The organism is Rhodoferax sp. OV413, assembly GCF_900104385.1.
Lineage (GTDB): Bacteria > Pseudomonadota > Gammaproteobacteria > Burkholderiales > Burkholderiaceae_C > Rhodoferax_B.
In genome coordinates this window covers 1,069,291-1,082,706 of record NZ_FNJA01000001.1, presented here as the reverse complement: position 1 = coordinate 1,082,706, position 13,416 = coordinate 1,069,291, and the positions used below count along the sequence as shown (strand labels likewise).

At 65.5% G+C, this 13,416-nt stretch carries 13 protein-coding genes; 7 read left to right on the top strand and 6 right to left on the bottom strand.

Annotated elements, in window-relative coordinates; translation table 11 throughout:
• Positions 1 to 67 precede the first annotated feature (67 nt).
• The 3 genes from iolG (at position 68) to BLT66_RS04985 (ending at position 4,197) form a co-directional block, all read left to right on the top strand.
• Complete coding sequence (gene iolG / locus BLT66_RS04995) at positions 68 to 1,063, top strand: inositol 2-dehydrogenase (protein WP_092756280.1); 996 nt, start codon at positions 68 to 70, stop codon at positions 1,061 to 1,063.
• Between the two features lie 3 nt (positions 1,064 to 1,066).
• Positions 1,067 to 2,101, top strand: coding sequence for a Gfo/Idh/MocA family oxidoreductase (locus BLT66_RS04990; RefSeq protein WP_092756278.1), 1,035 nt, complete (start codon positions 1,067 to 1,069; stop codon positions 2,099 to 2,101).
• 143 nt (positions 2,102 to 2,244) lie between these two features.
• Positions 2,245 to 4,197 carry a methyl-accepting chemotaxis protein gene (locus tag BLT66_RS04985; protein WP_092756276.1) on the top strand — a complete coding sequence of 651 codons (1,953 nt, stop codon included), beginning with the start codon at positions 2,245 to 2,247 and terminating at the stop codon, positions 4,195 to 4,197.
• Between the two features lie 29 nt (positions 4,198 to 4,226).
• On the opposite strand, the gene BLT66_RS04980 is transcribed toward BLT66_RS04985, so the two are convergent.
• On the bottom strand, positions 4,227 to 5,141 hold the full coding sequence (locus BLT66_RS04980; protein ID WP_092756274.1) for an inositol monophosphatase family protein: 915 nt from the start codon (positions 5,139 to 5,141) through the stop codon (positions 4,227 to 4,229).
• A 96-nt stretch (positions 5,142 to 5,237) separates the two neighbouring features.
• On the opposite strand from BLT66_RS04980, the gene BLT66_RS04975 reads away from it, so the two are divergent.
• The 3 genes from BLT66_RS04975 to BLT66_RS04965 all read left to right on the top strand — a co-directional run bounded on the left by BLT66_RS04975 (position 5,238) and on the right by BLT66_RS04965 (position 7,527).
• Complete coding sequence (locus BLT66_RS04975) at positions 5,238 to 6,029, top strand: RNA methyltransferase (protein WP_092756272.1); 792 nt, start codon at positions 5,238 to 5,240, stop codon at positions 6,027 to 6,029.
• A gap of 9 nt (positions 6,030 to 6,038) precedes the next feature.
• Positions 6,039 to 6,812, top strand: a complete 774-nt coding sequence (gene cysE, locus BLT66_RS04970) for a serine O-acetyltransferase (protein ID WP_092756270.1) — start codon at positions 6,039 to 6,041, stop codon at positions 6,810 to 6,812.
• Between the two features lie 109 nt (positions 6,813 to 6,921).
• The gene (locus BLT66_RS04965) at positions 6,922 to 7,527 is read left to right on the top strand and encodes a hypothetical protein (RefSeq protein WP_143029142.1); all 606 of its coding nucleotides are present in this window, start codon (positions 6,922 to 6,924) and stop codon (positions 7,525 to 7,527) included.
• Positions 7,528 to 7,543: 16 nt separating this feature from the next.
• Here BLT66_RS04965 and BLT66_RS04960 read toward each other — a convergent pair whose 3' ends face one another.
• The 4 genes from BLT66_RS04960 to creB form a co-directional block, all read right to left on the bottom strand.
• Positions 7,544 to 7,945: a DUF2809 domain-containing protein gene (locus BLT66_RS04960; protein WP_092756266.1), complete on the bottom strand. Its 402-nt coding sequence runs from the start codon at positions 7,943 to 7,945 to the stop codon at positions 7,544 to 7,546.
• Entirely contained in the window at positions 7,942 to 9,363 is a 1,422-nt protein-coding gene (creD, locus tag BLT66_RS04955; RefSeq protein ID WP_092756264.1) for a cell envelope integrity protein CreD, read from the bottom strand. The genes BLT66_RS04960 and creD overlap by 4 nt, the downstream gene beginning before the upstream one ends.
• 100 nt (positions 9,364 to 9,463) lie before the next feature.
• On the bottom strand, positions 9,464 to 10,867 hold the full coding sequence (gene creC / locus BLT66_RS04950; RefSeq protein ID WP_092756262.1) for a two-component system sensor histidine kinase CreC: 1,404 nt from the start codon (positions 10,865 to 10,867) through the stop codon (positions 9,464 to 9,466).
• A 3-nt stretch (positions 10,868 to 10,870) separates the two neighbouring features.
• Positions 10,871 to 11,566: a two-component system response regulator CreB gene (gene creB / locus BLT66_RS04945; RefSeq protein ID WP_092756260.1), complete on the bottom strand. Its 696-nt coding sequence runs from the start codon at positions 11,564 to 11,566 to the stop codon at positions 10,871 to 10,873.
• Positions 11,567 to 11,658: 92 nt separating this feature from the next.
• Here creB and BLT66_RS04940 point away from each other — a divergent pair, with 92 nt between their 5' ends.
• Positions 11,659 to 12,582 (top strand): amidohydrolase family protein, encoded by a 924-nt coding sequence (locus BLT66_RS04940; protein ID WP_255406771.1) that lies wholly within the window; start codon positions 11,659 to 11,661, stop codon positions 12,580 to 12,582.
• Here BLT66_RS04940 and BLT66_RS04935 read toward each other — a convergent pair.
• On the bottom strand, positions 12,579 to 13,412 hold the full coding sequence (locus BLT66_RS04935) for a PhzF family phenazine biosynthesis protein (RefSeq protein ID WP_092756258.1): 834 nt from the start codon (positions 13,410 to 13,412) through the stop codon (positions 12,579 to 12,581). The two genes, BLT66_RS04940 and BLT66_RS04935, sit on opposite strands and share 4 nt — an antisense overlap.
• Positions 13,413 to 13,416: the final 4 nt, after the last annotated feature.

Below are 13,416 nucleotides of genomic sequence, written 5' to 3'. Positions count from 1 at the left end.
TTGCCCGGTTTGCGGGTTTTCAAGTCCTGTTCAAGTTCCTGTCCCTGCTATTTTTTCTGGAAAATTTATGAAGAACGTTGCTGTTTTCGGTGCCGGTCGCATTGGCCGCATCCACTCCTCGAACATCGCCGCACTGCCTGGCGTTAAGCTGCAGTACGTGTGCGACCCGGTACCCGCCGCAGCCGGCGACCTGGCACAACAACTGGGCGCCCAGGTGTCCACCATCGAAGCCGTGCTGGCCGACAAGAGCATTGACGCGGTGGCCATCTGCTCGTCTACCGACACCCACAGCGACCTGATCACCCGCGCCGCTGCTGCCGGCAAGAACATTTTTTGCGAAAAGCCGGTGGACCTGTCGGTGCCGCGCGCCCAGGCTTGCGCTGACGCCGTCAAGGCTGCCGGTGTGGCCTGCATGATCGGCTTTCAGCGCCGTTTCGACCCGACCTTCAACGACGCCAGCCGCCGTCTGCTGGCCGGCGAGATCGGCAAGCCCGAGATGCTGGTCATCACCAGCCGCGACCCCGGTGCACCGCCGGTGGAATACATCAAGGCCTCCGGCGGTATCTTCCGCGACATGCTGATCCATGACCTGGACGTGTTCCGCTGGATTCTGTGCGCCGACGGCGACGAAGCCGTGTGGCTCAGCGCCACCGGATCGGTGCTGACCGACCCGGCGATTGCCGCCGCCGGCGATGTGGACAGCACCGCCGTCAGCATCCGCACCAAGTCCGGCCGCCTGTGCCAGATCAACACCAGCCGCCGTGCCGCCTACGGTTACGACCAGCGCTTTGAAGTGCTGGGCTCGGCCGGCCTGCTGCAATGCGGCAACCACACGCCGACTGAAGTCGTGCAGTGGAACGCCAGCGGCATCCATGCCGACAAGCCCGAGGCCTTCTTCCTGCAGCGCTATGCCGCGGCCTACAAGCTGGAGATCGCACACTTCTTCGAAGCTCTGCAAGCCGGCACGCCGTTCAAGACCACGGTGGCCGATGGTGTGGCCGCCCAGAAGCTGGCCGACGCCGCCGCTGAAAGCTGCAAGAGCGGCCAACCAGTACTGTTCTAAGCCATGGCGACTACCTCTGGTTCTACCCCATTGCGCATCGGCATCGCCGGCCTGGGCCGGCTGGGCCAACGCCATGCGGAGGCCCTGGCCTTCCGCACCCGCCACTGCAATCTGGTTGCGGCCTGCAGCCCGGTCGCCAGCGAACGCGCATTTGCTGGTGAGCAGCTGGGCATAGGCCGTCTGTATGACGACTTTGACGCTTTCATCGCTGACCCGGAGATCGACGCAGTGGTGCTGGTCACGCCGACCTCGCTGCACGCGAACCAGACGATTGCTGCACTCGAAGCTGGCAAGCATGTGTTCGTGGAAAAACCTTTGGCCCTGAACGTGGCCGACTGCGAACGCGTGCTGGCCGTGGCCGAGCGGCATCCGGCGCAGGTTGCGATGGTCGGCTTTGTGCGGCGCTTTGACCCCAGCTACATGGCCGCCCAGGCCAGCGTGGCAGCGGGCGAGATCGGCCAGCCATTCCTGGTGCGTTCGCAGACCTGCGACCAGAACGACCCCGAAGGCTTCTTCGTGCGGTTTGCGCCCACCTCGGGCGGCATCTTCATGGACTGCAGCGTGCACGACATCGACCTGGCGCGCTGGATGCTGGGTCGGCCCAAAGCCTTGCGCGCATTTGCCACCGGCACCACGGCGCTGCACCCGGCGCTGGCCGAGTTTGGCGATGTGGATAACGGCCTGGCGATTGTCGAATTTGAAGGCGGCGCGCGGGCTGTGCTGTACGCATCGCGCACCATGGCCCATGGGCATGAAACCAGCACCGAAGTCATAGGTACCGCCGGCAAGCTGACGGTGGGCGAGCACGCGGCCCGCGACCGCGTGGTGCGCAGCGACAGCCATGGCGTGCGCCACGCGGTGGTGAAGGACTTTTACGAGCGCTTCGAGACCGCATTCGCCACCGAGATGGCGGCCTTTGTCGCGGCCTGCCGCGGCGAGCAGCCGTTGACGCTGACCCTGGCCGATGCACTGGAAGCCACCCGCATCGGGCTGGCCATCACCCGTTCGCTGCACAGCGGACAGGCGGAGCCCGTGTAGCGCGGCGTCGGTTTACCGCGCATACAGCCAGACATCTTTGATAACGCCGCGCGGCCATCTGGCCGGGCGGCGTTTTTTATACGCCAGCCCTGTGCAGGCGCGCCCGTATCTGTTGGCATTTACATAAGAAGAGGACGGAGACAATGTTCAAGTTCAAGATGCAGAAGAAGTCGGTGGCGCGCAAGTTGGCGCTGCTGTCGTTCGCCGGTCTGACGGCGGTGCTGATCGGCGTGGGGGTGGCTATCGGGGTGATGGAACACAACAGCATCCACGCGCTGCGGGTAGCTTCGGTGGCCGAGCGGGTGCAGGGCATGGTGGCCTCGGCCGATGCGTCGGACCAGGTCAACCGCGGGCTGGTGGTCAAGTCCTTCACCAGCATCCGGCGTAACTTTGACCGCACCGTGGCGCTTGACCCGGCCAGCGGCGAGCTGGTCAGCGGCGGCGCGGCGATCAACGACGACTTCCAGGCGGTGGACAAATATTCGCGCGATACCGGCGGTGTGGCCACGGTGTTTGCCAAAAAGGGAGAGGATTTTGAATCCATCACTTCGTCGCTGCGCAAGGACGACGGAGCCCGGGATATCGGCACGCTGCTGGACCGCAACCATCCGGCCTACAAGCTGGTGCTGGCGGGCGAGAGCTATGCCGGCCCGGTCAAGCTGTACGGCAAGCCCTATATGGCCCAGTTCGAACCACTGAAGGACGCGGCAGGCGCGGTGGTGGGCGTGCTGTTTGCGGGCAGCGATGTGTCGTTCCAGCAATTCGTGATGGGCAAGCAGATTGCCGACACCCGGTTTTTTGACACCGGCGGGGCCTACTACATCGACGCCAGCGGCCCGCTGGTGGACGCCCGGTTTACTGCGCACCCGCAGGCCAGGGGCAAGAAGGTACTGGAAGTCTACCCCGATGCCGACAAGTTTCTGGCCGCCCTGGCCGAAGCGCCCGAAGGCTATGTGCGCCACGCGCCGTCGTTTCTGGGCGAGCCGGGCGAAGACCGCTGGGCCGTGATGCGCAAGACCAAGGAGGGCGGTGGCTGGATCGTGGCCGAAATTTCCGAACAGGAATCCATGGCGCTGTACTGGGCCAATATGCGGGTCATCTGGAGCCTGCTGGTAGGCACGGCGCTGCTGCTGGCCGCCGGCTTGTTCATGCTGGTGCGCCGCACGGTGAGCCAGCCGCTGGGGGAATTGACCGGCGCCATCACCCTGGTGGCGCAGGGCGACCTGACCCAGGTGTTCCATTCGGCGCGCCAGGATGAAATCGGGGCGCTGGTGAACGAAGTCGAGAGCCTGCGCCAACGCTATTGCCAGACCCTGCTGCAGGTGCGCGCCTCGGTGGAAAGCATAGGCACGGCCAGCTCCGAGATCGCCAGCGGCAGCCAGGACCTGAGCGTGCGCACCGAACAAACGGCCAGCAACTTGCAAACTGCCGCCACCAGCATGGAGCAGCTTACCGATACGGTGAAGAGCTCGGCCGATGCGGCACGCCAGGCGAACCAGCTGGCGGCGTCGGCCGCCGAAGTGGCAGCGCGCGGTGGCGCGGTGGTGGGCCAGGTGGTGGCGACCATGGATGACATCAACCGCAGCTCGCAGAAGATTGGCGACATCATTGGCGTGATCGACGGCATCGCCTTCCAGACCAACATCCTGGCCTTGAACGCCGCCGTAGAGGCAGCCCGTGCTGGCGAACAAGGCCGTGGCTTTGCCGTGGTGGCCAGCGAGGTGCGCAACCTGGCGCAGCGCAGCGCCGAGGCCGCCAAGGAGATCAAGCTGCTGATCAGCGCCTCGGTGGGCAAAGTGGCGGGAGGCTCGCGGCTGGTGCAGAGTGCCGGCCAGACCATGGAGGAGATCGTTGGTTCGGTGCAGCGCGTGAGCGACATCATCGGCGAGATCACTGCGGCGTCGGGCGAGCAGTCTGAAGGGATTGGCCAGCTGAACACCTCGGTCAGCCAGCTGGACCAGATGACGCAGCAGAACGCAGCACTGGTCGAAGAATCGGCGGCCGCCGCCGAAAGCCTGCGCGACCAAGCGCAGCGCCTGGCCCAGGCCGTGGGCGTTTTCAAGCTGACGGAAACCGCGCTACCGGCATTGCGGTAGCTGTGGGCCCCGGCTACGCGGCGCCGGGCTTAGAACGGCGCGTCTTCGCTGGCGCTGGCGTCAGGCTCGGTGCTGACGGCTTCTTCGGCATCTGCAGCAGCGGCCTGGCGCAGCGTGGCTTTTTCGCCCGCGCTGGCGAACTTGCTGTACTTGCCCAGGATGCTGACCAGCTGGCCATAGACGCGGGGATTGGCGGCCATGCATTCCTTTTGTTCCAGGAAGTCGGCTTCGCCGGTGAAGTTGCCCACCAGACCACCGGCTTCGGTGATCAGCAGCGAGCCAGCGGCCATGTCCCAGGGGTTCAGGCCGGTTTCAAAGAAGCCGTCGGTAAAGCCGGCGGCCACATAGGCCATGTCCAGCGCGGCTGCGCCCGGGCGGCGCATGCCGGCCAGCTTGGGCATCAGGTCGGACATCATGCCCAGGTAGTTCTTGAAGTTGTCGCCCGGACGGAACGGGAAGCCCGTGGAGATCAGGCATTCGTTCAAGCGCACGCGCTTGGACACGCGGATGCGGCGCTCGTTCATGTAGGCGCCACGGCCCTTGGTGGCGGTGAACAAGTCGTTGCGGGTGGGGTCATAGACCACGGCCTGTTCGATCTTGCCCTGCACGGCCAGCGCGATGCTGACGCAGTAGAACGGAAAGCCGTGGATGAAGTTGGTGGTGCCGTCGAGTGGATCGATGATCCACACAAACTCTGAATCTTTGGCGCCAAACTCCGAACCCGATTCTTCTGCCAGTATGCCGTGGCCGGGGTAGGCCGTCAGCAGTGTCTCGATGATCACTTTCTCGGCCGCCTGATCGACTTCGGTGACGAAGTCGTTGATCTGCTTTTGCGAGATTCGCACCGCTTCGACATCGAGTGCCGCACGGTTGATGAGGGAGCCAGCGGCACGGGCGGCCTTGACGGCCACGTTAAGCATCGGGTGTAGGTTGGGGAGCGCCATAGATTGTAGGTAAGAGCAAATGAAGAGCGGCCGGGCGATGCAGGCAGCGACAATCGGGGGATTTTACCTGTTCGCCCAATTTCCCCGATATTGCCGATGCAAACCCGTTTTATTCTGATCCAACCCAGCCACGCTGGCAATGTGGGCGCTACTGCCCGCGCCATGAAAGTCATGGGCTTCGACGACCTGGTGCTGGTCAACCCGCGCTGGCCAAATGTGCTGCGCCGGCTGGAAACCATACAGCGCGCCAGCGGCGCCCTGGACGTACTGAACAATGCCCGCATCGTCGCCACGCTGGACGAGGCGCTGGACGGCATGGACCATTTGTGTGCCACGGCGATGACGCCGCGCGACTTCGGCCCGCCTACCCGCGCGCCACGCCAGCATTTTGAAATGCTATTGAAACAGGAGCTTCCCGCGCAGGCGGAATATGCGTCGGAGGTCGATTTGCCATCAAGCCTGCCGGAGGGCGTGGCGTTTCTGTTTGGCTGCGAACGCTTCGGCATGGCCAACGAAGACGTGTACCGCAGCCATGTGGCTCTCAGCATTCCCACCAACCCCAAGTTCGGCTCGCTGAACCTGGCTGCCGCCGTACAGCTGATCGCCTACGAATGGCGCATGGCCCTGGGCGGCTTCGCGGTCGAGGCCTCTACACCGGAGCCGGTGCGGGCCGACGCACGCCAGGTGGCCGGCATGCTGGCGCACTGGGAGCAGGCGCTCACCGAGCTGGGCTTCCTGGACCCGGCAGCGCCCAAGAAGCTGATGCCACGCCTGAACCAGCTGTTCAACCGCGCCCAGCCGCTGCAGGAAGAAATCCACATCCTGCGTGGCATCGCCAAAGCCATCTCGCAGATGGCGGATAAAGCGCAATCCCCAGCAAACGACTAGACTATTCTGATGTTTTCCCGCCTCCGCTCCGACATCCGCTGCATCCTCGACCGTGACCCCGCTGCCCGCAGTACCTGGGAGGTGCTGACCTGCTATCCGGGCCTGCACGCCGTGGTGCTGCACCGCGTGGCCCATGGCTTGTGGAACCGCAACTTCAAATGGCTGGGGCGCTTCATCTCGCATTGCGCGCGCTGGCTCACCGGCATCGAAATCCACCCCGGCGCCAAGCTGGGCGAGCGGGTTTTCTTCGACCACGCGATGGGCGTGGTGGTCGGCGAGACCGCCGAAATTGGCGACGGCTGCACCATCTACCAGGGCGTGACGCTGGGCGGCACCTCGCTGTACAAGGGTACGAAACGCCACCCGACCCTGGGCCGCGACGTGGTGGTCAGCGCTGGTGCCAAGGTGCTGGGCGGCTTCACCGTGGGCGATGGCGCCAAGATCGGCTCGAACGCCGTGGTCATCAAGCCGGTGCCGGCTGGCGCCACGGCGGTGGGCATTCCGGCCCGCATCATCCTGCCGAAAGACGGCCAGGTGGGCGATGCCGCCATGGCCACGCCGCGCTTCAGCGCCTATGGCATCACCCCAGATGGCGACCCGATCGGCGAAGCCATGCGCGGCCTGATCGACAACGCCTCCAGCCAGGAGCACCAGATCGCGCTGCTGTGGCAGGCCATCGAAACCCTGTCGGCCCGCCAGCAGACGCCCGACTGCGTGCCCAGCGACGCGGCCCGCAGCGAGTGTTTCGAGGCGGCCAAGCTCAACGAGCTGGTGGGCAAGTAAGCCTGGGCAGATTGAGCCCCGGGCAACCGGCAATCTGGCCACTTCAAAACTATCGGCTCGCTACGCCCATGGGGCGCGGGTCATTCAACCCATTCTTGGCAGCTCAGTGATGATGTATTTGAGAGTACAAAAATTAATAGCGCTAGTGCTGCTGTGTGTTGCAAGTCCTGTGTGGGCTTTGGAGCTGCAGCAGCAAAAATTCAGCGACGATGAAATCTTCTCGGCAGTTGTCAGCAAGTTTAAAAAATCGCTTCTGCATCGGTTCAACCCTGCGGATACCGAGGAGCGAAAGCCTTTGCTGGTGCTAGGTTCGGCACTGAAATTTGGCGCAAAAATCAAATCCTCATCGTTTACCCACCTGACGCAGCAAGAGTTGGTGGCGCAACAACAGGCTGTTTTTATATTGATCACCAATGCGTCCCCGGATGCTGAGCGCAACGCCCTCTATGTCCATTACGACATTCCGAGCAATGCGTCCTTTGGCGTGTTGAGGGTTTATCCAGAAAACGGCGTGCTGGCGGTTGAAGTCAAGGATAGCTTTCGATCGTCCTCGGGGGCCAGAGCCACTTACGGCAAGTTGTACGAAGGTGTGGCTTGCCGGGATGGCACTGAAATGGCATATCGTTGGAACTACTACGAAGGCAATCGCGAAGGCAGTCGTTCAAGCGGGCATTGCCCGGAGACAACGTTTACGGAATTTACCAACCGGTTTTAGTCGGGTCCACCCGGGTTCAACGGGCTGGCCGGAAGGCAAGCCCGGGCAGATCCAGCGCGCGGCACACCAGCCAGCCGCATCCGTAGGCCACCAGGTCCCACAGGTCGAAGGTGGTGCCCAGGGCGATGCGCAGAACGCGGTGCAGCGCTGTCTGGTCGTGCAGGCCCAGCAGGTCGACCATGCCCAGGCCTTGCAGGCCCTCGATCGCACATGCGAACAGCAGCGCCCATAGCGCCAGCCGTGCGGCCGGCTGCGCCACGCAGCTGCGCAGCAAGGCATACACCAGCACCACCACCAGCACATCGCCGCCAAAGCCGCGCAGCACGCCCTGCGGCGCATAGCGGGCGATGGTCACTTCGATGGCTAGCAGTGCCAGGGCTGCGAGCAGCCACTGGGGGCGGAAGGTGAATGGGTTCATGGCGCTTCAGGTTGGGCGGCAGAGGTGGCGTTGGGTGGGCTCTGCAGCCGGCCATACCAGTCCACCTTGCGTGTCAGCATCATCACCGCGGCCAGCACGCTGAACAAGGCCAGCGCACCCACCACCAGCGCGGTTTGCTCCAGTTGCAGCAGCATATAGAGCAGGCCGTACAAGGCGGCGATGCCCGCGCCAAACGGCAGGCCGCGCTTCCAGCTGCGCAGCATGTGGCTGGCGTAGTAGCTGAGCAGCAGCACACAGGCGCTGGCGCCGATGGCATAGGCGGCGTCAAACGGCAGGTGCTCGGACAGGCTCACCAGCAGCAGGAAGAAGATGCTGATCGCCGCGCCTACCAGGAAGTACTGCACTGGGTGGACCCGCAGCCCGCGCATGAATTCGAAAAGGCCCACCGCCACGAAGGTGAGCGCGATGAACAGCAGGCCGTATTTGGTGGCCCGGTCGGACAGCGAATAGGTGTTGATCGGGTCGATAAAGCCCAGCCCCAGGGTTTCCACACAGTCGGAGCTGCCGGCCACCACGGCGGCGGCCGTGACCGCATCGGCGGGGCTGTCGTGGGCGGACCCGCCCATGCTGTTGCCGCTGCACAGCGCGCCTTCGCTGAGCACGGCCTGCTGCGCGTTGCTGGCCAGGGCGGAGATGCGCCAGCTGGCCTCAAAGCCTTTTTCGCTGATCTTGCGCTCTGAGGGCAGGAACTGGCCGGTGAAGCTGGGGTGTGGCCAGTTGGACGTCAGGTTGACCTGGGTGGCGCTGCCCACGGGCACGAAGTTCAGGCTTTCGGTGCCGAGCAATTCCAGCTCTACCTCGGCCACCAGCGGGGCGTTGGCTTGTATGTTGCCTGGCAGGCTGGCCTGGATACCACGGGGGTAGGCGGCGTGCTGCGTACCGGCCTGCACCTCTTGCACTGCGCCGTTGATCTTGACCTCGGCCTGGCGGATGCCGCGCGCGTCGGACACCGCCAGCATCAGCACCGGGGTGTCGCATTGCACCTTGGAGCCGGTGTTCTGCCGGCCCATGGCCAGCGCCTTCAGGTTGGGCCATTGGGCGCTGATGTGCGATTTGTAGGTGTAGACCTGGGTGGCATGCAGGCCGCGCGCACGGGCTTCCACCTGGCTGCTGCCGCTGAGCGCCAGGTTGCTGGGCGCCGCGGACAGGGTGAAATCGCGGCGCTGGTGCACCGGGCCTTTGTCGCTGGAGGTGTTCCATTCCTCGGTGCAACGCATGTGCAGCAGCGGCCCCAGCAGCGTCTGGCTGCCGGCCAGGCTGCGGGCCACGCTGTCGACTGCACTTTGGTGCCGCCCCTGGCGTTCGTGGACCAGGCTGGTGATCTGGTCCAGCCCCAGCAGCAGCAAGATCGCCACCAGCAACAGTCCGCCGAGTTTTCCAAAAATAATTGTCTTCATCGCCCACTCCTTTGTTGAATGCGGCGAGTCTGCGGGTCGACGGTGAGGGGGCCGTGAAGTCTGTGAAGCGAAAGTGAAGTCTGGCGTATTAAGGACGTGTTCAAGGCGGAAAGTGCAGCTCCACCCGCAGCCCGGGTTGGGTGTTGCGCACCTGCATATGCCCGCCATGCAGCGCCATGATCTGCTGCACGATGGCCAGGCCCAGGCCCGAGCCTTTGGTGATGCCGTCGGGCCGCACGGTGGAGAAGAACTTCTGCCCCAGCTTGGGCAGCGCATAGTCGGGCACGCCGGGGCCGCTGTCCTGCACCACGATGGCCTGGCCTTCGACGCTCAGGGAAATGCGGCTGCCCGGCGGGGCAAAGGCGGCGGCGTTGTCCAGCAGATTGCCCAGGGCCAGCGCCAGCAAGTCGGCTTCGATGCGGGCTGTGGCCGGGCTGCTAATTGCTATCAAGTCTATAGCTATATGCGCACGGTCTACCTGCGCCAGGGCTATAAATGATGCCAAATAGTCGGTCAGCAGCAGGCGCTGTGGTTGCAGCAGTTCCTGGCGCTGCTCTAGCTTGCTGAGCTCCAGTAGGCGGTCCACCAGGCTCTGCAGGCGCCGGGTCTGCGCCAGCACGTCGGCGGCGAATTCCTGCCGGTCCAGCTCGGGCAGCGGCTCCTGCAGCAGCTCGCCGGCACCGCGGATGGCGGCCAGCGGGCTCTTCAGCTCGTGGGTCAGGGCGCGCACATAGCCTTCGATGTAGTCGCGTCCTTCGACCCGCTGGCGCATCGCCTGCATGGCCCGCGCCAGCTCGCCCAGCTCGCCGGGGATGCGCGGTAGCGGCAGCTTCTTGCCGGCCTCCATGGCATTGGCGTAGCGGCGCAGCTGGCGGATGCTGTAGACCACCCACAGCGTCACCGCCACCCCCACCGCCGCCGACAGGCCCAGCAGCCAGAAGCCGCTGACCAGAATCTTGCGCTCGGCCCGGTCGATGAAGGCCTGCACCGTGGCCACCGGCTTGGCCACCGTTAGCACGCCGATGACCTGGCCGCCGTAGTTGACGGGCGCGGCCACGTACAGCACCGAGCTGCGGTCGTCTTCGTAGACCTGGCGCGTGGCCCGGGCGCCGTACTCGCCGCGCAGGGTGCGGGCCACGTCGCGCCACTGCGAATAGTCTTGCCCCACCGCCACCCGGGCCGAGTCAAACATGACCGTGCCCTTGGCGTCGGTCACGTAGACGCGGAAGTCCAGCGACTGCTTGTCCAGGCCCCAGATGCGCGCGTCTATGGGCCGGCGCGCATAGGCGCCCACCTGGGTGGCGAACCGGCCCTGCGCCATGTTGCCGGCGCGCAGGTCGTCGACGGCCAGCTCGGCCAGGATGTTGGCGGTGTCGACCATCATGTCTTCCATCACCTCGCGCACGCTGGGTTTGACCTCGGCCACAAAGATGCGCAGCACGAAAAGGCCGGCCAGCCCGGTGATCAGGAAGAAGCCAAACAGGATGCGGATGCCCAGATGCACTATTTACGCCGACGTGGAAACCGAGTAGCCCAGGCCACGGTGCGTGGCGATGGGGTCGAGCGTGGGCGTGATCTGCTGCAGCTTGGCGCGCAGGGTTTTGATGTGCGTGTCCACCGTACGGTCGCTGCTTTCCGAGTCGTTGCCCCATACCGCGCTGAGCAGCGCGTCGCGGCTGCGGATGCGCCCGGGCTGGCGCAGCAGCTCGGCCAGCAGGCCCAACTCTCGCCGGGTCAGCGGCAAGGCCTGGCCTTGCCAGGTGGCGCGCTGGCCGTCCAGGTCCAGCGTGAAGCCGGTGGGGGCGGGCGGCGTCGGGCTGGTCGGGGCCGAAGCCCGGCGCAGCAGGCCGCGCACCCGCGCCACCAGCTCGCGCGGGCTGAAGGGCTTGGTCACGTAGTCGTCGGCACCCAGCTCCAGGCCGACGACACGGTCGATCTCTTCGCCCTGCGCGCTGAGCACCAGCACCGGCAGGTGCCGCTGCGTGGGGCTGGCGCGCACCTGGCGGCACACGTCCAGGCCCGAGCCGTCGGGCAGGCCAATGTCGAGCACCAGCAGATCGGGCGGCGCGATCTCTAGCTGGCGCAGCGCATCCGCCACCAGCAGGCAGTGCGAGACCCGCAGCCCCGCGCGCTCGAAGGCGTAGACCACGGTTTTGGCGATGGCCGGGTCGTCTTCGAGCAGCAGGATGTGGGGGAGGTGCATGGAGGGGGCGGTGAAAGCCGGGCTATCTTAGCCTGGGCATGGGCGGGCTTGGCAGCAGGCGCTACGATGCAGATCCACCTGCAGGAGCCCGCATGCCCCATCCTACGATCTTCAAGCTTTTCAGGCCGCTGGCGCAGGTACTGCCTGCGCTGGCAGCTACTTTTTTGATAGTAAATGCAGCTCGCGCTGCCGATGCGCCGTACACCGGCCCGCTGTTCGATGCGCATCTGCACTACAACGAAGAAGCCTGGAACGGCCCGCATCCGCTGGCCGATGTGCTGGCGCGCATGCAGCGCAACGGCGTGCGGGCCATCGTCGCCAATTCGCGGCCGAACGACGGCACCAAGTCGCTGGCCGAAGCACCGCAGACCGCGCAGGCCGGCGTGCGCGTGGTGCCGTTCATCCGGCTGTACCGCACCCGTGCCGACTACGACAACTGGTTCCGCGACCCCAGCATCTTCGAGATGGTGCAGACCGAGTTCGCCCGCGGCACGGCGGCCGGGGCCTACCGGGGCATAGGCGAATTCCATTTGTACGACAGCGCCAACGCCAACGGCGCGGTGGCCAAGCAGCTGATAGTGTTTGCCGAAGAGAAGAACCTGGCCGTGCTGGCCCATGTGGACGACGTGGCCATCGACCTGCTGATGGCCAACGCGCCCAGCAAAGGCCAGAAGCTGCGCCTGATCTGGGCCCATACTGGCATTGGCGGCGCTAGCGTGGAGCGGGTGGATGCGCTGTTTGCCAAATACCCATTGCTGGTTGGCGAGCTGTCGTACCGGCCCGGCCTGACCTGCGCCGATGGCAAGCTCTGCCCGGATTGGCGCGCGCTGCTGCTCAAATACCCGGGCCGCTTCGTGATTGGTTCCGACACCTGGGTGAACCAGCGCTGGCAGTACTACGACGCGTTGATGCAGGGCTACCGCCGCTGGCTAGGCGATTTGCCGACCCCGGTGGCGCGGCAGATCGCATGGGACAACGCGGCGGCCCTGTTCGGGCTGCCTACCCCGCAGCCTTAGTCGGCCATATTCCGCACGCTGCCCGATACCCGTATCGAGCTGCCCGGCGTGGCCGGGATGTCGGCATGCAGTAGCGAGCGCATGCCCATGTCCTCGCCCTGCACCACGTCGATGGCACCGCCGTGCGGCCAGTCCAGGTCGCGCAGATAGCCGGCCAAGGCGGCGGTGGCGGCGCCGGTGGCCGGGTCTTCCAGCACGCCGCCGGAAGCAAAGGCGTTGCGGGTGTGGAAGCGCTGCGCCGACTCGGCAAACGCCAGCAGGATGGTGACCAGGCCTTCGCGCAGCATCAGGCTGCGGCCGGCGGCCAGGTTGTAGTGCATGGTGGCCAGGGCGCTGCGGGTCTTCAGCGCCAGCACCAGGTGGTCGGCGCCGCCGTGTACCAGGGCCGGCGGAATCCGCGGGTCCAGGTCGTGGGTGCTGTAGCCAAACAAGGCCAGGGCCTCGGCCACCAGGGCCGCGGGTGCGGGCTGGCTGCGCGTGGGCGGCGACTGCAGTGCGGCGGCGACCAGGCTGCCGCTGCGCCGGCCTTCGACCGTGATGTGGGCGTGGTTCAAGGTCAGCGCAAACACGCCGTCGCCTTGCTGCTGGGCCAGGGCTGCGCCCAGTGCCACCGTGGCGTGGCCGCAGAACGGCACCTCGTTTTCGGGGGAGAAGTAGCGCACCCGCCAGCCGCTGCCCGCGGGCGCGGCGAAGGCGGTTTCCGAGAAGCCGACCAGGGCGGCGGTGCGCTGCATTTCGGCGTCGGTGGGCAGCTCGTGGGCCACCACCACGCCAGCGGGGTTGCCGCCCGTGTCGCCGTCGGAAAAGGCGGCCAGTTTCAGGACTTGCATGGGG